The organism is Pseudoalteromonas sp. 2CM41L, from assembly GCF_023161905.1.
GTDB classification, from domain to species: Bacteria; Pseudomonadota; Gammaproteobacteria; order Enterobacterales; family Alteromonadaceae; genus Pseudoalteromonas; species Pseudoalteromonas atlantica.
On the sequence record NZ_JALNTN010000002.1, the window covers coordinates 394092 to 415043 of the forward strand.

The 20952-nt window shown below is 45.2% G+C and carries 24 protein-coding genes; 23 read left to right on the forward strand and 1 reads right to left on the reverse strand.

Annotated features, from left to right (window positions below; all coding sequences use genetic code 11):
- The first annotated feature begins 83 nt into the window (after positions 1-83).
- The 14 genes from MTF64_RS04685 to MTF64_RS04750 all read left to right on the forward strand — a co-directional run bounded on the left by MTF64_RS04685 (position 84) and on the right by MTF64_RS04750 (position 9796).
- Positions 84-671, forward strand: coding sequence for an N-acetylmuramidase (locus tag MTF64_RS04685; protein ID WP_248450750.1), 588 nt, complete (start codon positions 84-86; stop codon positions 669-671).
- A complete protein-coding gene (locus MTF64_RS04690; RefSeq protein ID WP_248450751.1) occupies positions 671-934 on the forward strand; it encodes a hypothetical protein in 264 nt (87 codons plus the stop codon). The genes MTF64_RS04685 and MTF64_RS04690 overlap by 1 nt, the downstream gene beginning before the upstream one ends.
- The gene (locus MTF64_RS04695; protein WP_248450753.1) at positions 924-1370 is read left to right on the forward strand and encodes a 3TM-type holin; all 447 of its coding nucleotides are present in this window, start codon (positions 924-926) and stop codon (positions 1368-1370) included. The genes MTF64_RS04690 and MTF64_RS04695 overlap by 11 nt, the downstream gene beginning before the upstream one ends.
- Positions 1367-1588, forward strand: a complete 222-nt coding sequence (locus MTF64_RS04700; RefSeq protein WP_024606087.1) for a TraR/DksA C4-type zinc finger protein — start codon at positions 1367-1369, stop codon at positions 1586-1588. The genes MTF64_RS04695 and MTF64_RS04700 overlap by 4 nt, the downstream gene beginning before the upstream one ends.
- Position 1589: 1 nt before the next feature.
- A complete protein-coding gene (locus MTF64_RS04705) occupies positions 1590-1904 on the forward strand; it encodes a DUF2730 family protein (protein ID WP_002960373.1) in 315 nt (104 codons plus the stop codon).
- On the forward strand, positions 1891-2103 hold the full coding sequence (locus MTF64_RS04710; protein ID WP_024606089.1) for a hypothetical protein: 213 nt from the start codon (positions 1891-1893) through the stop codon (positions 2101-2103). Before MTF64_RS04705 ends, MTF64_RS04710 begins: the two co-directional genes overlap by 14 nt.
- Before the next feature lie 11 nt (positions 2104-2114).
- Positions 2115-2414 (forward strand): hypothetical protein, encoded by a 300-nt coding sequence (locus MTF64_RS04715; protein ID WP_024606090.1) that lies wholly within the window; start codon positions 2115-2117, stop codon positions 2412-2414.
- A gap of 3 nt (positions 2415-2417) precedes the next feature.
- Positions 2418-3014 (forward strand): DUF3486 family protein, encoded by a 597-nt coding sequence (locus MTF64_RS04720; protein WP_248450754.1) that lies wholly within the window; start codon positions 2418-2420, stop codon positions 3012-3014.
- Positions 3007-4611, forward strand: a complete 1605-nt coding sequence (locus MTF64_RS04725) for a terminase family protein (RefSeq protein WP_248450755.1) — start codon at positions 3007-3009, stop codon at positions 4609-4611. The genes MTF64_RS04720 and MTF64_RS04725 overlap by 8 nt, the downstream gene beginning before the upstream one ends.
- Positions 4612-4768: 157 nt before the next feature.
- The gene (locus MTF64_RS04730; RefSeq protein ID WP_248450756.1) at positions 4769-6334 is read left to right on the forward strand and encodes a DUF935 domain-containing protein; all 1566 of its coding nucleotides are present in this window, start codon (positions 4769-4771) and stop codon (positions 6332-6334) included.
- Positions 6335-7816, forward strand: a complete 1482-nt coding sequence (locus MTF64_RS04735) for a phage minor head protein (RefSeq protein ID WP_248450757.1) — start codon at positions 6335-6337, stop codon at positions 7814-7816.
- Positions 7813-8007 (forward strand): hypothetical protein, encoded by a 195-nt coding sequence (locus MTF64_RS04740; protein WP_248450758.1) that lies wholly within the window; start codon positions 7813-7815, stop codon positions 8005-8007. The genes MTF64_RS04735 and MTF64_RS04740 overlap by 4 nt, the downstream gene beginning before the upstream one ends.
- On the forward strand, positions 8007-8459 hold the full coding sequence (locus MTF64_RS04745; RefSeq protein ID WP_248450759.1) for a phage virion morphogenesis protein: 453 nt from the start codon (positions 8007-8009) through the stop codon (positions 8457-8459). The genes MTF64_RS04740 and MTF64_RS04745 overlap by 1 nt, the downstream gene beginning before the upstream one ends.
- Before the next feature lie 50 nt (positions 8460-8509).
- Complete coding sequence (locus MTF64_RS04750; RefSeq protein WP_248450760.1) at positions 8510-9796, forward strand: hypothetical protein; 1287 nt, start codon at positions 8510-8512, stop codon at positions 9794-9796.
- Positions 9797-9913: 117 nt separating this feature from the next.
- Here MTF64_RS04750 and MTF64_RS04755 read toward each other — a convergent pair whose 3' ends face one another.
- Complete coding sequence (locus MTF64_RS04755) at positions 9914-10093, reverse strand: hypothetical protein (RefSeq protein ID WP_248450761.1); 180 nt, start codon at positions 10091-10093, stop codon at positions 9914-9916.
- Positions 10094-10529: 436 nt separating this feature from the next.
- Here MTF64_RS04755 and MTF64_RS04760 point away from each other — a divergent pair, with 436 nt between their 5' ends.
- From MTF64_RS04760 to MTF64_RS04800, 9 genes are all read left to right on the forward strand, one after another.
- The gene (locus MTF64_RS04760) at positions 10530-11702 is read left to right on the forward strand and encodes a phage protease (protein ID WP_248450762.1); all 1173 of its coding nucleotides are present in this window, start codon (positions 10530-10532) and stop codon (positions 11700-11702) included.
- On the forward strand, positions 11702-12610 hold the full coding sequence (locus MTF64_RS04765) for a Mu-like prophage major head subunit gpT family protein (RefSeq protein ID WP_248450763.1): 909 nt from the start codon (positions 11702-11704) through the stop codon (positions 12608-12610). The genes MTF64_RS04760 and MTF64_RS04765 overlap by 1 nt, the downstream gene beginning before the upstream one ends.
- A 74-nt stretch (positions 12611-12684) precedes the next feature.
- The gene (locus tag MTF64_RS04770; protein WP_248450764.1) at positions 12685-13167 is read left to right on the forward strand and encodes an HI1506-related protein; all 483 of its coding nucleotides are present in this window, start codon (positions 12685-12687) and stop codon (positions 13165-13167) included.
- Positions 13168-13596, forward strand: a complete 429-nt coding sequence (locus MTF64_RS04775; RefSeq protein ID WP_248450765.1) for a phage protein Gp36 family protein — start codon at positions 13168-13170, stop codon at positions 13594-13596. It abuts the gene before it with no gap.
- Complete coding sequence (locus MTF64_RS04780) at positions 13596-14015, forward strand: hypothetical protein (RefSeq protein WP_248450766.1); 420 nt, start codon at positions 13596-13598, stop codon at positions 14013-14015. Before MTF64_RS04775 ends, MTF64_RS04780 begins: the two co-directional genes overlap by 1 nt.
- A gap of 1 nt (position 14016) precedes the next feature.
- Positions 14017-14766, forward strand: coding sequence for a hypothetical protein (locus MTF64_RS04785; protein WP_248450767.1), 750 nt, complete (start codon positions 14017-14019; stop codon positions 14764-14766).
- Positions 14767-14846: 80 nt separating this feature from the next.
- Positions 14847-18446, forward strand: a complete 3600-nt coding sequence (locus MTF64_RS04790) for a tape measure protein (RefSeq protein ID WP_248450768.1) — start codon at positions 14847-14849, stop codon at positions 18444-18446.
- Positions 18443-18805, forward strand: a complete 363-nt coding sequence (locus tag MTF64_RS04795; RefSeq protein WP_248450769.1) for a hypothetical protein — start codon at positions 18443-18445, stop codon at positions 18803-18805. The genes MTF64_RS04790 and MTF64_RS04795 overlap by 4 nt, the downstream gene beginning before the upstream one ends.
- 10 nt (positions 18806-18815) lie before the next feature.
- A complete protein-coding gene (locus MTF64_RS04800; protein ID WP_248450770.1) occupies positions 18816-20951 on the forward strand; it encodes a hypothetical protein in 2136 nt (711 codons plus the stop codon).
- Position 20952: the final 1 nt, after the last annotated feature.

The following is a 20952-nucleotide window of genomic DNA, read 5'->3' on the forward strand; positions in this document are numbered from 1 at the left end:
AGTTATTTAATTCCCGAAATCCCGCACGGCCACTAATCAAAGCTAATTAATCACAATACCGAAAAACAACAAGGTTTTTCGGTATGCTCCCAGCTATAAACTACTTCAAACAATCTCCCGAAATACAAGCGACGCTTGCACCATACTCGCTGAAATTTGCCCAGTGCATATTACCAATCCTCTATTTAGAGGGTGGCTTGCGCAGCGATGGCGGGTTAAATAATGTTGCATCAGACCGTGGCGGCCTTACCAAATATGGCATAAGCCAGCGTGCATATCCAAACCTTGATATTAAGAACCTAACGCTTTCTAAAGCAGTAAGCCTTTATCACCGTGACTATTGGCGTGCCATGCACTGCGAGCAAAGCCCCGCAGGTGTTGACTTTATGCTGTTAGATGGCGCAGTGCAGCACGGCGCACCCGCCATGACCCAATTAACCCAGAGATTAGTCAATTCAAAGCCCGATGGCCGCATGGGGCCAAAAACCCTAGCCGCTATCCTAAAGCGCCCAGCGCTTAGCCTAACCGTATTGCTCAGCGTAAACCGTGGCCGTAAGTACGCCCGTATTTGCGCAAACGACTCAAGCCAAAAACCAAACTTAGAGGGCTGGTATAACCGCCTAGCCCACGTAACTGAATTTGCAGTAAACCAGCTAAGCGAGGTGGCCTAATGGGTAAGAATTGGGATTGGTCATATCAAAAAGGCCGCGAGAAACGCATGGAGCAAGAGGTAGATGCGCGTATGCACAACATGCCATTTGATCCCCGTAAAATACCAATGCACAGCCACTGCGGCACTATGCAAAGCCACTTTAACAAAGGCTGGCAATCGGTTAGATCCATCGACATACAGCTGCGCGTAAACAGCCAGCAAAGCTACAAAAACGCCCGTGAAGCCCTTAGAAAACGTTTTGGAGAGACTAATGGCAATTAAAAACTGGTTTAACGTGGTCGAGCCAATCACCAATTTAATTGATGATCTCTTCACCAGCGACGAAGAACGCCAAACCGTTACCAACGAACTCAAGCGCATTGAAAACGCGGCGCAAAGCCAAGTGCTAGAGCTAGAGGGCAAAATTGTAGAGCTACAAGGCAAAGTGCTAGAAGCACAATCGCAAATTATTACCGCCGAGGCTGATGGCGAAAGCTGGCTACAGCGTAATTGGCGGCCAATCACCATGCTTACGTTTTTAGTGTTGGTGTGCTTTGACTCATTTGGTTGGTTGGCTTTTCGCTTATCAGCGCAGGCATGGGACTTACTGCAATTAGGCATAGGTGGCTACGTTATTGGCCGCACCGTTGAAAAGGCCGCGCCAAGCGTTAAGCAAAGTATTAAAAACGTAATTGAAAAAGTAAGGAAGCCACATTGAGCAAAGTTGACGACGCACAAAAAATAGACCAGCACCTGCTAGATGCCGCGCTATCTATTCAACGCGAACAAGCAAATAAACCAGGGGCGACGTTTATGCACTGCCAAGAGTGCGGCATAGACATACCAAAGCAACGCCGTGACGCAGTTAAAAACTGTAGCACCTGTGTTGATTGCCAATCACTTATTGAAATACAACAACAGCATTACAGGCACTAACATGGAATTTATTTTGGAGTGGCAAAAGGCATTTATAACCGTTTGTGTAGCCATAGTTGGCGCAGGCGCATTGGCATGGCTACGCAGTACTTTTGTAACTAAAAAGGTGCATGAAGTGTTAGAAAGCCGTTTAAGTGCCGTAGAAAAAACAGTAAAAGACCTGCCTAACGCCGATGACCTACACGACCTAGATAAACGCCTGATTGAAGTGAGTGGCAAAATTGACGTACTAAATCCACAGCTCACCGACATAAAGCGACTCACCGACTTACTAATGGAAAACGAACTCAGAGGCACGCGCAGTGGCGATAGTTAACGATAAGTGCCAATGCGGCGCAAAAATCACCGTACTTACAGGAACAAATAAAACCGAGGCTTGCTATAAAAACATACACGCTCAGGTTGTTACCACCAACGATTTTAATAAAGGCATAACCGATTACACGCTGTATCGCTGCATGAAGTGCGGCGAACCAGTAGAGGAAACCGTGCCAGCCCTTAAGCCCCATCCATAGGAAAAACCACCATGGCAATGTTACAAGTTCAAGCCGAACACCAACGAATTAGCATACTTATAACGCTAAAAGAATCCGCCGATTTTGGCGCTAACACCAGCATGCTAGCCGATGTACTACAGCGCTACGCACTGGGTTGCAGTCGCGATCAGCTTAAAACCTTGCTCAATTGGTTAGAGCAAAACGGTTATATAACACTTGATAAACTCACAGAAAACACCTGGGTAGCTCGTATTACGCAATCAGGCATCGACGTTGCTGAGGGCATAAGTGTTGTACCTGGCATCAAGCGCCCAGGGCCACGAGGGTAAACTATGAGTGAATCAATCCGCAGAGGCCAACCCAGCAAAGTTGATTTATTGCCCGAAGACATAAAAAAGCAGCTTGACTCAATGCTACGCGACAAACGCTTTAGCCAGGGCGAAATACTCGACGCAGTTAACAGCCTTATTATTGAATCGGGTTTAGACGAGGGTGCAACCATTAGCCGCAGTGGCTTAAGTCGCCATGCGCAAAAAACCGAAGCCATAGGCCAAAAGCTACGTGACCTGCGCGAGTCAACCAAAGCACTCACCGCAGAGCTGGGCGAAAAGCCCACAGGCGATACCACCAAGCTTATTTTAGAAATGGGCCGTTCTCAGTTGTTCCGTGCTATGCAGCAACAAATGATGAGCCCCGACGAAGACGCAGCGGTAGACATAGACACCATAAAAGACGCCATGCTAGCAGCCCAGCGCCTAGAGCAAACCGCCATGGCCGCACACAAACGCCAGCAAGAAATAGAAAAAGCCTACGCGCAAAAGCTCGCCAGAGACCTAGACCAAAAGGTTAAAAATGAAAACTTACCGCAAACCGCAGACGACATGCTGGCCTTTTTCAAACGTGACATATTAGGGCTAAAGCATGACTAGCACAGCGCAAAGCGTTACCCAAACCAACGAGCTGCCGCTTAGTAAAGTATCAGGTTCGTTAGCGGTTGCCATGGGCACCGACATACTTTTTGGCTATCAAAAAGCCTGGATGGAAGACAACGCAATAGTAAAAATTGCCGAAAAGTCGCGCCGTACTGGGTTAACCTTTGCCGAAGCACTAGACGACGTATTAAGCGCAGCGGCAGCCGCCAACGGTCAAAATACCTATTACCTTGGCTCAGACAAAGAAATGGCTAAGGAGTTTATAGACGCCTGTGCATTTTGGGCGCAAAAGCTCAACATGGTCATGGGCGAAGTGGAAGAGGGCATTTTTGAAGAAAAAGACCCAGACGGCACAAAGCGATCAATCAATACCTTTGAAATTAAGTTTCCAAACACAGGTAAAAAAATTGTAGCGCTTAGCTCTAACCCACGTAACTTGCGTGGCCGCCAAGGCAACGTAGTAATAGACGAAGCCGCATTCCACGACAAGCTAGACGAAGTACTAAAAGCTGCCATGGCCCTTACCATGTGGGGTGGGCGAGTACGTATTATTTCGACCCATAACGGCGTAGATAACCTATTTAACACCCTAATAACCCAAGCTAGGCGCGGCACTAAAAAGTATTCCGTGCATCACATTCCTATTGATAAAGCGCTGAGGCACGGCCTATATAAGCGTATTTGCTTAGTCAGTGGGCAAGAGTGGACGCAAGCCAAAGAAGACTCATGGCTTGCCAATCAAGTTGACTTTTACCCCACACAGGAGGCCGCAAACGAAGAGCTTTACTGCGTACCAAGCCAAGGCGCAGGGCAATACCTAAGCCGCCGATTGCGTGAACGTGCCCTAAACGACGACTGTAAAGTACTGCGTTATGAAGCACCCACCGACTTTGAAAGTTGGACAGAAGAGCAGCGCGTAAAAGATGTTAGTACGTGGTGCGAGAAAAATGTTGACGATTTAATAAGTAGGTTAAATCCTGATCTAACTCACGCCTTTGGTGAGGATTTTGCACGTAAAGGCGATTTAACCGTATTCAGTATTGGTGAAATAAACCAAGACACCAGCCTAACCGTGCCGTTTATGGTCGAGCTGCGTAACGTTACTTACGAGCAGCAAAAGCAAATTATGCTTTATATTTGTGACCGTTTACCAAAACTACGTGGTCTTGCGTTTGACGCCACAGGTAACGGTGGTTTCTTAGCCGAAGCTGCAAGCCTTAAATATGGCACTGAGCTAGTAGATAGCGTGCATTTATCACAAGCCTGGTATCGCGAATGGATGCCAAAACTAAAAGACTACTTTGAAACCGATAACATAACGTTACCTAAAGACCAAGATGTACTAGACGACTTAGGTCAAATTAAACTTAAAAACGGTATTGCGCAGGTCGATAAAGGTAAAAACACAGGCACCGATGGCAACAAACGCCACGGCGATAGCGCGGTATCAATTGCCATGCTTATACGTGCCGCTGAAATGGACGGCAGCGCCATAGAATACACACCACTGCCGAGTAAAGCCCAGCAAGCCGCTAATAGCTTGCGCCCCGACCACAGCGACGACTTTGCAAGTGATCGTAAGGCTGCTTGGTAATGCCGCGCTTTAGAGTGTTCTACCAAGAGATATTCACCGCACAAGTACAAAAACTAGATATAACAGCCGCCAGTTTAGCCAAGGCCCACCAACACACTAAAACGCTAGATGTATACGTGCTAAGCGTTAAGCCCATCATTAAAGTTAGAGTAAACCCATGAACCAAATAGTAGACATTCACGGAAATCCGCTAAATTCAACCGACTTTAAGCAAGTACAAACCGAGCAAGACAGCCGCATTGGCATGTTAATGCGCCAGTACGCCGAGCATCCGAGCGAAGCGCTTACCCCTGCTAAATTGTCGCAGCTATTAAAAAACGCCGAAGCCGGAGACTTAGCGGCCATGGCCGACCTAGCAAAAGACATGGAAGACAAAGACGGCCACCTATTTAGCGAACTAACAAAACGCCGCAGAGGCTGGTTAAAATACGACTGGTCAGTAGAACCGCCGCGCAACGCCACAGAGCAAGAAGAAAAAGACGCCGCAGCGATTCAAGAAATATTAGAAGATGCCACCTGGTTAGACGACCTGCTATTTGATTGCAGCGACGCCATACTAAAATCGTTTTCATGTAACGAGCTTAATTGGGCATTTGATAACGGCGAGCATATTATTACCGGTTACGAATTTCGCGATCAAAACCTATTTCAAACCCACCCCGACAACCGCAATCAGCTTATGCTGCGCGATAACAGCTACACAGGCCAAGCGCTAAATCCGTTTGGTTGGTGTGCGCATGTTCACCGCAGTAAATCGGGTTACATACATCGCACGGGGTTAACGTCAACCGTGGCATGGCCGTACTTATTTAAAAACTATTCAATACGCGACCTAGCCGAATTTTTAGAAATTTACGGCTTACCGCTACGCCTGGGTAAATACCCTAATGGCGCAAGCGAAGACGAAAAAGCCACTTTGTTACGCGCCGTGCTTAGCATCGGCCATAACGCAGGCGGTATTATCCCCAAAGGCATGGAAATCGATTTTCAAAATGCTGCTAATGGTCAATCCGACCCATTTGAAGCCATGATCAAATGGTGTGAAACCACCCAAAGTAAAGCCGTGTTAGGCGCAACGCTTACCAGCCAAGCCGATGGTAAAACCAGCACTAACGCGCTGGGTAGTGTGCATATGGACGTACTAAACGACATAACCGAAAGCGATTTAAAACAAGTAGCCAACACCATAACGCGCGATATTATTTACCCAATGCACGCACTTAACTCTAAAAGCTACTCAGGCGCACGCCGTATACCTCGCTTTAAATTTGACACTAGCGAAGCAGACGACATAGCCGTACTTGCACCTGCGCTTAAAATACTTACCGAAGCTAACTACCCAGTACCAGTTAGTTGGGTAAGCGAAAAAACCCAAATACCGCTACCAGAAAAGGGCGAAGCCATTTTAAGCATTGCACCACTCACCGCGCCAACCGAACAAAGCGCCGCACTAAAAGGGTTTGCAGCACTTAAAACCGAGCCACAAAAAGATAATGCCGACCTATTGGCCGAGCAGCTAGCCGCACAAGCACAAACCCATTTAAACAGCATGAGCGATGCCGTAACCGAACTGGTTAAAAACGCCAGCAGCTTAGAAGAAATACGCGACGGCATACTAACCCTTGAGCCACAAATAAGCACAGAGGGCTTTAGCGAGCTAATGGCAAAGGCCATGGCAGCCAGCGAATTACTAGGCGCACTAGAAGTGGATGAGGGCCGTTAAATGGCTGTTAGATACGGCTCACTGCCGTTTGACGAAGGGATAAAGTTTTTTAGGCAAAAGCTAAATACACCCAGCAACAGCTGGGATGATGTATGGAAAAACGCCCATAACCGCGCGTTTATGGTGGCAGGTGTTACCAAAGCCGACATGCTTAACGACTTTTACACCTCAGTAGACAAAGCCATAAGCGAAGGTAAAAGCCTGGACTGGTTTCAAAACGAATTTAATAACATCAAATCGCGTTACGGCTGGGAGCACAACGGAGAACCTGCATGGCGTAGCCAGTTAATATACGAAACCAATATACGCCAAGCCTACAACGCAGGGCGCGAGGGGCAAATACAAGCCCTTAAAGCCACACGCCCTTATGCGCTATACAAACACGGCGATAGTGAAACCCCGCGCTTACTGCACTTAAAATGGAATAACTTGGTTTTACCGGTTGATCATCCATGGTGGGATACCCACAGCCCACAAAATGGCTGGGGCTGTAAATGTAAAAAGTTTAGCCTTAGCGAACGTGAGCTTAAACGCCGTGGCCTAACCGTAGGCACCGCACCAGATGAGGGTAACTACACCTGGACAAACAAAAAAACAGGCGAAGAGTTTGAGCTACCCCGTGGTATTGATCCAGGCTTTGACTACACCCCCAAAAATACAGCGCAGCTTACAAGCCAGGCTAAAAAGCAAGTGGCCGACAAACCACCGCTTACAAAGCGCGTGGCAGATTACCAAGCAAGCCGCATTGTGCCATCGGCTTACAGCACCGCTAAAAACGTTACCGCGCTAAAGCTCGACCCATTGCTAGCCCAGCTAGACACCGAAGTACTTAGCGGCTTAAACAGCTTTTTAACCGCCAAGCAAACTAAAACCTTGTTTGTAAAAAGTAACGAAATGAGCGCAGGCTCTAAAGCAAACGCAGCCATACGTGCCGACGTAGGCGAGTATTTAGGCGTAGACGACTTTTACGCCCGTATGCAATATGCAACACGCAACTCTAAGCGCGTAGGCGGGTTCACCTCTGTGGGGTTTGAGCACGTAGTGGTAAAAGTAAAAGCCAGTCAAAACCTAGCCAAAGTAGACATGCAAGCCGTGCAAGACACCGCAGCACTTACCGTAAGGCTCGCCGCTAACAACGCAGGTAAGTACAGCTTTAAACACAATGGACAAATCTTAAAACGCGATCACACAATATCAGATACACTTAATGCACTGGATAAAAACGAAGCTCACGCAGTGGTTGCCACATGGCTACACGAACTAGGCCACCAAGTGCATTACTACGCAGGCGCACCGGCCTTTTTAAAAAACGCCTTACCCGTAACCTATTACGGTGCCGCCAACAAGTACGAAGAGTTTGCCGAGGCATTTACAGCCTGGGCGTTGGCTCGCAAAGAGCTTAAGAAATGGCAACCAGAGCTTGTAAGCTGGATAGACCAACTAGTAAAAGATGCCGCCAAATCACAGGAAAAAAGACGATGACATTAATCGAGCAAACGCAGCAGTTGCTAAAGCAAACCCCGTACACCCTACAAACGTGTCGCGAGTTTGCACAGCTTGAGCAACAAGCCAAAGGTAAAGAAGCCAACCAAATAGCTGACTTACTCCCCGCGCTTATTGCAGGGCTGGACCAACAAACCCACATGCAAGCATTTGACGAAGGGCTAGTGTAATGGCTGGTGTTAAAATACAAATAAGCACCCAAGGCGCACAGGCCGTAAGCGACGTGCTCACCCAGCTTATTAAAAACACTAACAACCTAGCGCCCGCATTGGGTAACGTAGGGGAGCATTTAATGCTCACCCACCGCGATCACTTTGACGAGCAGCGCAGCCCCGACGGTACACCATGGCAAGCACTTAGCCCCAACTACGCGAAAAGCAAAAAAAAGAACAAAGATAAAATACTCAGGCTAAATGACATACTCCGCGACACGCTCGCTTATAATATTGGCGATGAATCACTAGAGTTTGGAACAAACATGGAGTACGGCGCTATTCATCAATTTGGCGGCACCAGTGATATGATACCGCGATTAGCCGCCATACCTGCAAGACCGTTTTTAGGGTTGTCGCAGGATGATGAGAAAGAAGTAATTGAAATCATGCATGAAATTTTTATATAGTCTTAGGAAATTATTTGAAAAAGTTAGGTTAAGGAAGGCATTTGGACGTTTTGGATCAAAAATTAATAGAATTAAAGAGGCTGATTCAAAGTATTCAGTCATCAAAATTAGTAAATTCAGATAATATTAATGCTCTTGTTATGGGTATCAAAAAGCTAACTGATGATATGCCGGAGGGTGTAAGCAAGTCTATATTTCCGGTTTTGCCTGATGGCAGGCTACCTAGAAAAGGAAATATGGAGGAGTTTAATGAGTATAAACGACATGCACGACTTAATAAATTAGAAAGAATAAATTTAAATTTAAAAAAAATACTCTCTCTGTGTGAGCAACTTGATGATGAAATACCTAATGAGAAAGATGCAAATTTAATTTATAAAAATGAGGATATAAGACTCCTATACGAATTATTTGAAAATGTTAATTTGTCTATTAGTTTGATCGCGTCTGAACTTGACTCTCATAGTAAAAATGAAATAGCTAGTAATGAAATTAATGAAATATTAAGTAAGTACCATCGGCTAGAGAGCTCTTTTAGCAAAAAACAATCTGATGTAATAGACAGCTTTAGGTCCCGTTCAGAGAAAGAGATTGATTTATTTACAGACTTAGGCCAAAAAAAGTTAGATAGTCTACTCGATAATACTCAAAACAGAACAAAACTACTTAATTCTTTAGCTGAAAAAAACAATGTGAGGGTTTCTGAACTAAGCAAAAGAATAGAAACTATTGAATCCCAATACACAGAACAAATTGAGCTAGCTTCTGATATCTATAAAAACGGCATAATTAATATAGAAGAGAGTAAAAAAGAAATAGAAAGTATGTTATCAAATACAGCTAATCGTGTAATGGCTGACGATTATGTTTCAAGCGCAGTAGCAGAGAAAAAAGCAGCTAACTGGCTGCGGGCGCTCTCTCTGGTATGTATGACTATTATCGTGGGTATTGTATGTCTTTCATTTTATGATTCAACGCATTCAGGATTTGACTGGGAAAGCTCGATTTTCAGAACTGTATTAGTTTTTATTTTATCAATACCAGCTGCATATCTTTCAAGAGAATCAACAAAGCATCGAGAACAACAATATAACTACCATCATACAGCATTAGATTTAAAAGCAATCACACCTTACATTGCATCACTCCCAGAAGCAGACCAAAATAGAATTAAAATTTCAATTGCTGAGCGCATTTTTGCTTCCAGGCAAACCAATGTAGCTCAACAAGACAGTTTTCCTTTAAATACACAAGAATTGGTGATGGAGCTCATAAGAAAGGTCGACTTCAAAAAAGAAGACAAAAAAGACACACAAGTTGAGAGCGCGGGGAAGTAGTAAAATTTGTATATTTGTATATTTGTATATTTATATAACTAAATCGAATATGCACATAAAAACAATGTGTGTATAGTGACGAAGTGGTCAACACATATATGTGCTGACCACTTAAGGTTAAAAGAAGCTATCCTTTATCAGCATAACCATCTGAGATAAGAACTCTCTGGTTATGGAAGTAAGAATGATTTCTTTAGCATTAACAGGCTTAACATCTTTCTTAGTTTGGTCGCTAGTCGATGTTGAGTCTGTTTTATTCTTACCATTTAGGTTGGTAATACCTTTCTTTTTGGGCATAAAGCCTCCTTTGGTTATTAATATCTCTCAATACACATTCCCCCTCTCGTTTAATTCAATCTCATACTATACCACGTTTTTAATTACTAAGTGTCTGGTACTAAATGTTGTTTTTTGTTTTTTTAAATAGTACTAAAAAGCTAGGTTTTATTCATTTTCTGGTTTTATACCAGCGCTCTGTGCTGAGCTCTCACAGTTTTTCCATATAAAGTTTCATCCTAACCCCTAAAAAGCTATTACAATCCCTTCAGTACACTTTTAAACACCTTTTAAACAGGGTTGTTATACTTAAGTGAGAACTATATCTTATTGACCATACCAATTAATCGCTTTTTATATATTTAATTTGTACTTTTTTATTCCCGAAACACCGCACGGCCAACATACACACATCTAATCCCATACTGAGCACAGATTATTCAAACTGTGCTCAGCCATGAAAAAAACATTCCAAAGCTTACTAGAAACCACAATTGGACTTGCTGTTTTATCAGCAAACAAACCAGCAGACCTAGGCTTTGCTGCGTGCCGCTTTGCAAGCGAAATTAACGAGCAAGGTATCAGCGAGCGCGTAATGGTTATGCCAGATGGCTATTTTAACTCGCACGATGGCCGTCCATTCGATGTGCCTGCTAATGCCTGGTTACTAGACCAAGCTGCATTTGAGCTGTTAAAGAGCACAGCTAGCACCCGCACTAACGATTATCATTTTGACTACGAGCACCAAACCTTACACGCCGAAGAAAACGGCAAGCCAGCGCCAGCAAGTGGTTGGTTTAACCCAGGCGATTTAGAGTATGTGCCAGGCGAGGGACTTTATGCTCTTAATGTACGCTGGACACCTAGCGCACGCGCACACCTAAAAAACGACGAATACCGCTTTATAAGCCCTGTTTTTCATTACGACAAACAAACAGGCCGCCCAACCAAATTACGCCACTTTGCCCTTACCAACGACCCAGCGGTAGACGGTATGGACAAAGTAGCGGTTTTAAAAGCTTCTAAAACCCATGTTAACAATGGAGAAAACACCATGAATGCAGCTCAAAAATTGCTGAGCTTGCTAGGTATAACTGTGGATGATGACAAAATCACCGATGCAGACTACACCCAAGCAACAACAGCGCTCACTGCTTTAAAGGCCAAGGCCGACGAAGCCGATACGCTAACAAACCAGTTAAGTACCGCCAACGATGTCGTTGCCGCACTAAAAGCCAATAGCCCAGATTCAGAGGTTAATTTAGCTAAGTACGTGCCAGTTGAAACCTACAACGCATTGCACACTGAAATGGTGGCCCTTAAAAGCACCAGCGCAACGCAAACCGTTGAGCAAGAAATTAACAAAGCCAAACAAGATGGCCGCGTGATTACAAGCGAAGAAGAGTACCTAACTAACCTAGGTAATCAGCAAGGTGTTGCCGCGTTAAAAGCGGTGTTAGATGCCCGTTCACCTATTGCAAGCTTAACGGCTCAGCAAACCACTCACGCACCTAAGCCAGAGCAAAACCAAGACGGCTTAGCAGCACTCACCGCAGACGAAAAGTATGCAGCAGACCAGTTAGGTCTATCGCACACGGCTTATGCAAAAGCTAAAAAGGAGCAAAAATAATGGCTTTAGTGACCCCCGCACTTTTAACCGCGTTGTTTACTGGTTTTAAAACCGAGTTTGAACAAGGTAAATCAGAAGCAATGCCGCAATTTGATAAAATTGCCAGTGTAATTAAATCTACATCGGCCAGTAATACCTACGGCTGGTTGGGTAAGTTCCCAAGCCTGGCTAAATGGATTGGTGATCGAAATATTCAAAGTATGAAATCGCAGGCATACACCATTACCAACGACGATTACGAGTCAACGGTAGGCGTAGACCGCAACGACATTGAAGACGATAACCTAGGCGTGTACTCACCTATTTTCAAAGAAATGGGTAACGCCGCAGCTATTCACCCAGACGAAATGATTTTCCCGTTATTAGCGGCAGGTTTTACAACGCTGTGCTACGACGGGCAAAACTATTTTGATGAAGAGCACCCAGTTTATCCTAATGCCGATGGCACAGGTACTGCGGTATCTACAGCTAACATGGCGGTTGATGCAGGTTACACGGGGGATGCCTGGTACGTGCTTGACACCTCAAAAGCGCTTAAGCCGCTTATTTTTCAAGAGCGTAAAAAGCCTAACTTGCTTGCCATGACAAAAACCGACGACGAAGCCGTATTCACGCGCAAAGAATACCGTTACGGCGTTGATTGCCGTGATGCCGCAGGCTTTGGTTTTTGGCAGCTTGCCTTTGCTAATAAACGTGCATTAACGCCAGATAACCTATGGGACAGCATCGAAAAAATGCGCAGCTTTACTGCCGACGGTGGCCGTAAGTTGGGTATTAAGCCAACCATGTTAGTTGTACCTGCTAGCATGGAAAAGCTAGCAACCCGCATGCTAGAGCGTGAACTTGATTCAAACAGCTCAAACGAACTTAAAGGCCGTGTAGAGCTGCTAGTAGCTGATTACCTTTAATAGCTACCCCATAAAAAACCCTATTAAGTACGGGGCTGTATAGCCCCATACTTTAAACCAGGAGTAATAATGAAATGGCTAAAAACCTTAAGCTCACTGCGCTTGCATCTATCATTGTGCATTGCACGCAGCCTACGGGCTACCGTCGCGGTGGCATTGCCCACACAAGCGGAAAGCAAACTATTTCAGCTGATGCGCTTACGCAACAGCAGCTTGAAGCAATTGAAAATGATCCACGCTTATCGGTGCAAGCTGTACCGCTCGATGCGAGTACTGCGCAGAACCCACAGCTGGACGCAGATAACATGGGTACAAATTTAGATGCCCCTAAGCTCTACGCTCAAGTTGATTACACCCAAGCACCTATTGAGCTGCAACCCGTTATTGCATTAATGATTGATGCACAGTTTGCAGAGCAACCTAGTTGCGCTCAGGTTGCCTATGAGGCACCAGGCGAAAGCGAGGGCAAGGTAGTTAAAGTTAAAGTGCCTGCGCTTACTCGTGATTTAGCGTGGCAATGGCTACAAGAAGCAGCCAAAGCAGGCGAGGGCGAGTAAATGGCCTACGCAACAATAGCCGCAATGCAAAAGCGCTTTGGTGAGCAAGAGCTTATTTATTTAAGTGAGCGCGACGACGCCCCCGCTAATGTAATTAATACCGCAGTTATTGAGCAGGCCATTACTGATGCAAGCGACATGATTAACGGCTATTTAGCTGGGCGTTACGAATTGCCGCTTGTAACGGTTCCTAACCTACTTGAGCAATTTTGTTGTGATATTGCCCGTTATAAGTTGGGCACAAACGACACCCCAGAGCACATAGAAACGCGCTACAAGGACGCAGTAAAGTTTTTAAACTCAGTGGCTAAAGGCGAGTTAAGCATTGGGGTTAATGCACTAGGCGAGGACGCAAAAGTGCAAGACACCGCCACCATACAAAGCTCAGGCACTGTGTTTTCACGTGAAAAGTCAAAGGGGTTTATTTAATGTTTGAAATTACCACCGACTATTTTGCCGCTCAAAACCCACTTAAACAGGCACTTGAACAAGTACCAGGCATTAAGCGTGTTTACCTAAGCGACGAGTTAGCCGACGTAAAAGAAGACCGCCAAACAACCCCCGCTATTCACCTTATGTACTACGGCGATAACTTACCAGAGAGTAAAAACGCCGGCTATTTAATGCAGCTAACCCAAACATGGATTGTTGTACTGGTGGTGCGTAAGCAAGACACAAATGCAGGTGAGCACCTAACTAACATTATTCGCGCTATGGCGGGCAAAGTGCTTAACGGCACGGGGCCATGGCTTAGAGTAAACACCCCAGCTAAACCACAATTCACCAAAGGCCATGCGTATTACCCGCTGGCTTTTACTTGTCAAATGAGACTTAAAGGAGCGCTTTAATATGAGCGACGGTATTTTACTAGCGGGCAACATTTTTGTAGACCGTTTAAACGAGCAAGGCGTAAGCACCGGCCAAATTTTTGGTCCAATCAACACCACTAAGCTAGGCATTAAAGCCGAAGCCGATTCGGTTGTACGTACATCAAATAAAAAAGCCAGCAAAGGCCAAACACTTGATGACGTAAAAATAGGTAAGCCAACAGTTATTACATGGGAGTTTGACGATCAGCCAGCCGAAATGATTGCGCTCGCACTTATGGGCGATGTAGCCGCCATTAACGATGCAGCCGGTACACTAACCGATGAAGCCGTAACATTACCGGCTAACCAGTCATGGGTTGCAGTACCAGGGCAAAACTTTACAAACGACGTAGTAGTAAAGCAAGCCACCGAAACGAAAGTAGCGGGAGTGGATTATGAGTTTAACTTTGCGCTGGGCATGATTCGCGCCATTAAGGGCGGTGCATTGGATGCAGGTGGCAGTATTACCGTAACAGGTAGCTACAACGCTCGCACTGGTAAACGCATTAACGGTGCAACGGTGTCACAAACGCGCTTACGTATTTTTGGTGAGGGTACAAACCTAGCCAATGGTAAGCAAGTTAACTTTGAAATTTATGACACTTCAATGATGCCAACCTCTGAGCTTGATTTAGCAAGCTCAGAGTTTGTAACCGCTGCCCTTGAAGGGACAGCCAAACTGGTAACAGGCAAAACAGAGCCGTACTACATTGACGAGATAGACGCTTAACAACCTGCAAAGCGTATTTATAAAGGGGCGTTCGCCCCTTTATTCCCCCCTTTAAACCGTGTTTAAACTGAGTTGAAGCCATGGCAAATAAAACCCTAGAATTAGCCCTACGCATTGTTGCCGAAGCCACAGGCAAGCAAAATATTGAGCAACTAGTAACAGAGCTTAAAAATATTGAGCAAAGCGCCGATGCTGCTAATCCTGCCGCCAAAAACCTCAGTGATTCACTAGATAAAACCGACACTAGTGCAAAACAAACTGGTCAAACAGCCGGTAAACTTGCTAAGGAATTAGACGGGTTAGCTAACCAAGCTGATCTTATTCGCGCGTTTGAACAATCAAAACAGAAACTAGAACAACAAGAAATAGCCACAACCGCTGCGGCGATCGCCCTTGATAAACTTCAAGCCGAAGCTAAAAACACCGATAAACCATTTGTGCAGCTTGCACGTTCACTCGATGCCGCCGAAAAAGATCTAACCCAAATGCGCACCGAGCTTACCCAGCAAACAAGTAAGCACGCAGCACTACAAAATGCCCTTAAAAAATCAGACCTAGACACTAATAATCTACGCGCAGCCAAACGCGATTTAGCAGCCCAGTTTGATAAAACTGGCCGCTCAGTTGATAAATTTAGCAATAACCTACGCACAGGAACCACAGCGCAACGTGCCCAAGCGCAAAGTTTAGACGGCATTATAGGCAAAGTAACCGCATTAGCCGCAGCTTATGTGGGGCTTGACCGTGTGGCCCAAGCAGTAACCCAAGTATTTACCACAGGCGATAAGTTTGAAAAGCTAGGCGTGCAAATGCAGGCGCTAATGGGCGGTATAGCTGGTGGAGAAAAAGCCACTGAGTGGGTAAAAGACTTTACCAAAAATACCCCTTTGCAAATGGGTGAAGTAAGCCAGGCGTTTGTAAAGCTTAAAGCCTTTGGCCTTGATCCAATGGATGGCACCATGCAGGCCATTACCGACCAAGCTTTAAAGTTAGGCGGTGGTTTTCAAGAAGTAGAAGGCGTAAGCCTGGCATTAGGTCAAGCCTGGGCAAAACAAAAGTTACAAGGCGAAGAAATACTACAGCTTATTGAACGGGGTATACCTGTTTGGGAGCTATTAGAAAAAAGCACGGGTAAAAATACCGTTGAGTTGCAAAAGCTATCAAGTGCAGGCCAGTTAGGCCGTGATGTTATAAAAGGTTTAATAGATGAAATGGGCCGCGCGAGTGCTGGCTCAGCCGCTGCACAAATGGCGCTTTTTAGCGGGCAGGTATCAAACGCTAAAGACAATATGGAGCAGTTTTATAACCTAATAGCGCAAAGTGGCGCTATGGATTGGTTAAAAGCCAATATAACAGCGCTTAATACTGAGTTTGCAGCCATGGCCGCAGATGGACGCTTGCAAGAGTGGGCGCAAAAAATTAGCGACACAATCGTAAGTACCGGCGAAGCAATTAAAGGCGCTGCAACAACGCTTTACGAATACCGCGAAGAAATAGCCGCCGTGGCTAAAGTGTGGTTAGCCCTTAAAGTTGGCACCTATTTTAGTAGTGTGATCAGTGGAGCTACTACGGCTATTGCCTCACTGAGAACCTACACAGCGGCCATTGGTGCAACTACAGTAGCCACGAACGCCGCAGGCATAGCCGCTGCAAAGTGGAGCACAGCCCTTAAAACAGTTGCTAAGGCGGGGTTATATACCTGGTTAATTAGCGAATTAATAGAGGTTGGTTTCTTATACAAAGACTTACTCGTAGCCGAAGAGGCATTACGTAAATCACAACAGCAATCTACCCAGCAAGCGCAATTACTCACCGATGAATTAAAATCGTTATCTGACTCAACCGGCTTAGTTATTACTAACATGGCCGAGTTAGACGCGTTGATAGACGCTGGCACACTAGTATGGGATGAAGTAACCAACCGCTATGTAAATATTGAGTACCAGCAACAAAAGTTAGCTGAGTCCACAGCTAAAACCTTAGCAGCAGAAAAAGAACGTCAGGCGTTTTTAAGCCTAACACTACCCGAAGCCATTAAAACCATTGAGTCATTACAACAGCAAGCCACCGCACTTGATGGTGTAACCGTAGGCGTTGACGGCTTTTTACAAAGTATTGAATCGGCCCGTACTGCTATTATTGCCGCCGGTGAACAATACCAGGGCCAATTAGTTGTATTAGATGCACTAAAAGTTAAGTTTACAGAGCATGGCGAGCTATTAGAGCGCCAAAAAATATTTGCAGGTGATGTGGGTAAAGCTTACGAAGCATTAGGCTTAACCTCAGTTAAAGCGCTGGACGATACCGCTAATAAGCTACGTGCCGCGTATGAGTTAATGCAAGAATCTGAACAACCTTTAGCGATACAGCGCCAAGCGTATTTAAAGTGGGCAGAGGCAGCAATAAAAGCAGCTGATGCAACTGATCAAACTGTGCCCTCAAGTATTGAAGCCGCAGCTGCCGCGCTTGGGCTTACCGAAGAGCTAGACAAGCTGATAGAAAAGGCCAACGCACTTAAGCCGGTAACAGACACTAACAGCGACGCAGTAAATCGTTTTGCTCGTGAACTTGAGCAAACCCGCGCAGCAATTATTACTAACCAGCAAGTAATGGCAAGCAGTACTGCTACTGCTGAGCAAAAAGCGCAGGCTCAAGCTGCGCTAACTATTCAGCAGCACCGTCTAGCTGATCAAACAAACGACTTAACCCGGGTGCAGCAGTTAGAACTTGCCAGCTTAGGTGAATTGCAGCGCCAACAAAGTAATGTAACGGCAGAGCTTGAAAGGCTCAATAGTCGCTATCAATCCGGCGCGTTGACCGCTCAAGAATACAATTACGAAAAAGAGCGCCTAGAAGCCGTACTTAGCGTGGTAAATAACTTACTAGGTGATTTTAAAAACGCCCAAGACGCTGCAACCAACGCAACTAAAGCAGGCACACAAGCGACTAAGGACCAAGTTAATGCAACAGACACAGCCACTAAGAGCCTACGTGAGCAACGCGACGAACTGGAAGAGGTTTCACGCTCAGCCACAAGCGCAGCTAATAGTGTAAGTCGTTATAACTCAGCAGCTGCGGGTACAGTAAATAGCGTTGTAGATTACCAAGAAAAAAACGGAACAGCATATCAATATAACTCACGCGAAATACAGGCAGAAAAAGCCAAACGTTTAAACCAGGGTTACAGTAACGATCAATTTGGTCGATTAAGCGCCAGCATAGACGGTGCTAGTTCAGCAAGTAAGCTTAACGACATATACGCACAGATTAACAAGCAATTAAACTACTTAAGCAAAGAGCAAAAAAGTACGCTTAATGCGGCTATTATCGCACAGCGTGAAGCAATTAAAGTCCAAAGTAATACAACCAAAGCTGTAGCTCAAACTCAGGCATACACACCAACTTACACTCCAACACAATCGTATACCCAGCAAGCCCCAACGTATGCGCAATCTAATAGTGTGTCTAATTCAGCCTCTAACAGCGCTTTAAACAGCTTAGCCGCAGTAGTAAAAGAGCTAACAGCAGCTTTAAAAGCTCAGCCAGTTGCGGGTACGAGTAGCAGTAACACACTTAAAACCGTGCGCTTAGAGCTTGCGCTACCTGATAAGCAGCTTATTTACGGTGAGTTTGAAGAGCGCTTTTTGCAAACATTAGAGCAACTGAGTAATACACAATGATAGTAATTAACGAACAACAATTAGATAACTTTGTTTGGTTGGACGAACTAGACTACATAGCCGTTGCCGAGCAATCAGAGCGTGCCCTCAATGGGGCGCAGCATATAGAAAAAACCATTATACCCGCTGGGCGCTCAATCAATTTATACAGCGACTTTGAAGCGGCTAGCGTGTTTAACCCACTATTTGAACACGCCCGCATAACGCTCACACAGTTTGAAATATCAATACGCGGTACTGAGTTTACTGTGGTGTGGGACCACAGCCAAAAGCCAGTTGAGGGCACACCACATACACATTTTTCAGACTCAGCACCTACCCATTTTCAAAACGTAAACCTACGTTTAAAAACTGTTTAAAGGCCCGATAATGCTTAGAACCGATTTAAAAATATTCAAACCACAGCGCATTGGCAACGAGCTACACGCAGGCGGACACCGCACAAGCAATGCCATTGTTAGCGGTAAACTTAATGATGTGTTTAGCTCAATAAGTGACATCGATCATGCCCGTTCATCATTTGATTTAGTGAAGCTATACCCGGCCCTAAGCACCGATGATGCAAGCAAGTTACAGGACGCGCATATATTCCTAAGCGACCAGCCAGATGATGCGCTTGTAAACGTACTAATTGTTGAAGCCCCCGATTTAAAAGACACCGACACAGTTGCAGAAATGCTGCCTTATTTGTCACAGGCAAGCACTAAGTACCATGGTACAAGCTTATTAACCCAAGACGTTGAAACGCAAAGCCAAGAACTTAGAGTTGCAGAAGTAACTCGCTCATTAACGCCAAGCGTAAAAACCACTACCCAAACCCTTAATTTAAGCCCTGATAGCGAGGTAGGTTTTCGGTCTGAACGCATACTAAGTTATGGAGATATTACCGAGATAAATATTGAAGTACCTGATTTATTAATTGAAAACCCCGTATTCAATGCAAGCTACCAAAGCTATAAGTATGTAACGCAGTGGGTAACTCCCAACGGGGGAGGCACACCCTATGAAACATACGTTAGAAAAGTTGTAACCATAAACCTAAAGCAATCAGAATTAACCCTGAATGGCAATACCGTATCAGTAACACTTGTTAGGGCATCAGCAGTAACACAAGGCCAATATTTCACGCTTAATTACTTTAGTAAAGATGACTTTAGATTCCACTCTTTTACAGCTAATCAAAACATAGCGCTTGCAGCGGGTGAAAGTGTACTACCCGGTTATTCACGCCTTAGAAAATCAGGTGAAACCAGCGTTTACACCGATGATAAGCAAGGGCGATTTATTGCCAATGGTTATGTTTTTGCTACGATTGACTATGAAACGGGAATTATTACCGACATAGACGGCGTTGATTACAACGGCACCGTTGAAGATAGCCTTGGCGCTACAATCATTAAAGGCGACAGAAAAACCCGCACTAAGCAATGGCAATTGCCTAACAGCTCATTCGCTCGTGATTCACTTTATATCACTTATACAACAACAGACGGCACAACATTCAGTGCATCAAGCGATTTGAGCGGCGCAATAACTGGCACTAACGCTACAGGTGAAGTGAGCGCTACAGGCTACGTTGATATAACCTTTACGGTTGATGTAAAGCCAGAATCAATACGCTACGACTATAACGAGGTGGAGCAAGTTACAGTTCCTTCACCAGAAGGCGGCTTTGATACATCAACACTGCCTGGTGGTGGCGTTGTAAGTATATTTCATGAGTTTGGGCAAATTAGTGTTCAAAACCGAGAGCGTACACAACAGCAAAGCTTAACAAGCGGGCAAGTCGTAAATGTGATGGCTGATGCTAACTTTGTAGATATAGCTGATTCTCAAGGCGCAAGCTTATGGTCAGCAACAGATGCAAACTACAGCTACGACAAAGCCACAGGCGAGGTAACAATAAACGCAGGTGTAAGCGAGTTTAGCCCGCCTTTTATTGTTACGGCTATTCAATCTGAGTTAGTTACTGTAAGTGGTATTAGCGGCAACCTATTAAGCCTGTTAACACCACTTAGCCGCGCCTATCCAGTGGGTGCAACAATAAGCAGTGTTCAGGTGCTAGGCGATTTTCAGGCTCAAAGCAAAGACGAGCGTACATTGGCCGCCTGGCAAAACAACTTTGCTGGTTTTGGGGCGGCGGCATCAAGCGCGATTAACACCACTCAATATCCAATCGAGCTTACAAACATAGGCGCAATAGCCCAGCGCTGGGCCATTGTTTTTACATCAACAACGGCTTACAACGTAATCGGTGAATCAGTCGGCAATATTTACAGCGGCGACACGCTAAATGACTGCTCTCCTATCAACAGCTATACAGGCGCGCCGTATTTCATCTTACGTAAAGAAGCCTTTGGCGCAGGCTTAAACCCAGGCGAAGCGTTCTTATTTGAAACGCTTGCAGCAAGTAAACCAACAATGCTAACGCGCTCAGTATCACCGGGCCATTCAGAAATAACCCGTGATAATTCAACACTCAGTTTTCGTGGAAATAAGGATTAAA

Coding starts and splice junctions, on each gene's coding strand:
- MTF64_RS04685 (WP_248450750.1), top strand. CDS start 84: ATGCTCCCAGCTATAAACTACTTCAAACAATCTCCCGAAATACAAGCG.
- MTF64_RS04690 (WP_248450751.1), top strand. CDS start 671: ATGGGTAAGAATTGGGATTGGTCATATCAAAAAGGCCGCGAGAAACGC.
- MTF64_RS04695 (WP_248450753.1), top strand. CDS start 924: ATGGCAATTAAAAACTGGTTTAACGTGGTCGAGCCAATCACCAATTTA.
- MTF64_RS04705 (WP_002960373.1), top strand. CDS start 1,590: ATGGAATTTATTTTGGAGTGGCAAAAGGCATTTATAACCGTTTGTGTA.
- MTF64_RS04715 (WP_024606090.1), top strand. CDS start 2,115: ATGGCAATGTTACAAGTTCAAGCCGAACACCAACGAATTAGCATACTT.
- MTF64_RS04720 (WP_248450754.1), top strand. CDS start 2,418: ATGAGTGAATCAATCCGCAGAGGCCAACCCAGCAAAGTTGATTTATTG.
- MTF64_RS04725 (WP_248450755.1), top strand. CDS start 3,007: ATGACTAGCACAGCGCAAAGCGTTACCCAAACCAACGAGCTGCCGCTT.
- MTF64_RS04730 (WP_248450756.1), top strand. CDS start 4,769: ATGAACCAAATAGTAGACATTCACGGAAATCCGCTAAATTCAACCGAC.
- MTF64_RS04735 (WP_248450757.1), top strand. CDS start 6,335: ATGGCTGTTAGATACGGCTCACTGCCGTTTGACGAAGGGATAAAGTTT.
- MTF64_RS04740 (WP_248450758.1), top strand. CDS start 7,813: ATGACATTAATCGAGCAAACGCAGCAGTTGCTAAAGCAAACCCCGTAC.
- MTF64_RS04745 (WP_248450759.1), top strand. CDS start 8,007: ATGGCTGGTGTTAAAATACAAATAAGCACCCAAGGCGCACAGGCCGTA.
- MTF64_RS04755 (WP_248450761.1), bottom strand. CDS start 10,093: ATGCCCAAAAAGAAAGGTATTACCAACCTAAATGGTAAGAATAAAACA.
- MTF64_RS04760 (WP_248450762.1), top strand. CDS start 10,530: ATGAAAAAAACATTCCAAAGCTTACTAGAAACCACAATTGGACTTGCT.
- MTF64_RS04765 (WP_248450763.1), top strand. CDS start 11,702: ATGGCTTTAGTGACCCCCGCACTTTTAACCGCGTTGTTTACTGGTTTT.
- MTF64_RS04770 (WP_248450764.1), top strand. CDS start 12,685: ATGGCTAAAAACCTTAAGCTCACTGCGCTTGCATCTATCATTGTGCAT.
- MTF64_RS04775 (WP_248450765.1), top strand. CDS start 13,168: ATGGCCTACGCAACAATAGCCGCAATGCAAAAGCGCTTTGGTGAGCAA.
- MTF64_RS04780 (WP_248450766.1), top strand. CDS start 13,596: ATGTTTGAAATTACCACCGACTATTTTGCCGCTCAAAACCCACTTAAA.
- MTF64_RS04785 (WP_248450767.1), top strand. CDS start 14,017: ATGAGCGACGGTATTTTACTAGCGGGCAACATTTTTGTAGACCGTTTA.
- MTF64_RS04790 (WP_248450768.1), top strand. CDS start 14,847: ATGGCAAATAAAACCCTAGAATTAGCCCTACGCATTGTTGCCGAAGCC.
- MTF64_RS04795 (WP_248450769.1), top strand. CDS start 18,443: ATGATAGTAATTAACGAACAACAATTAGATAACTTTGTTTGGTTGGAC.
- MTF64_RS04800 (WP_248450770.1), top strand. CDS start 18,816: ATGCTTAGAACCGATTTAAAAATATTCAAACCACAGCGCATTGGCAAC.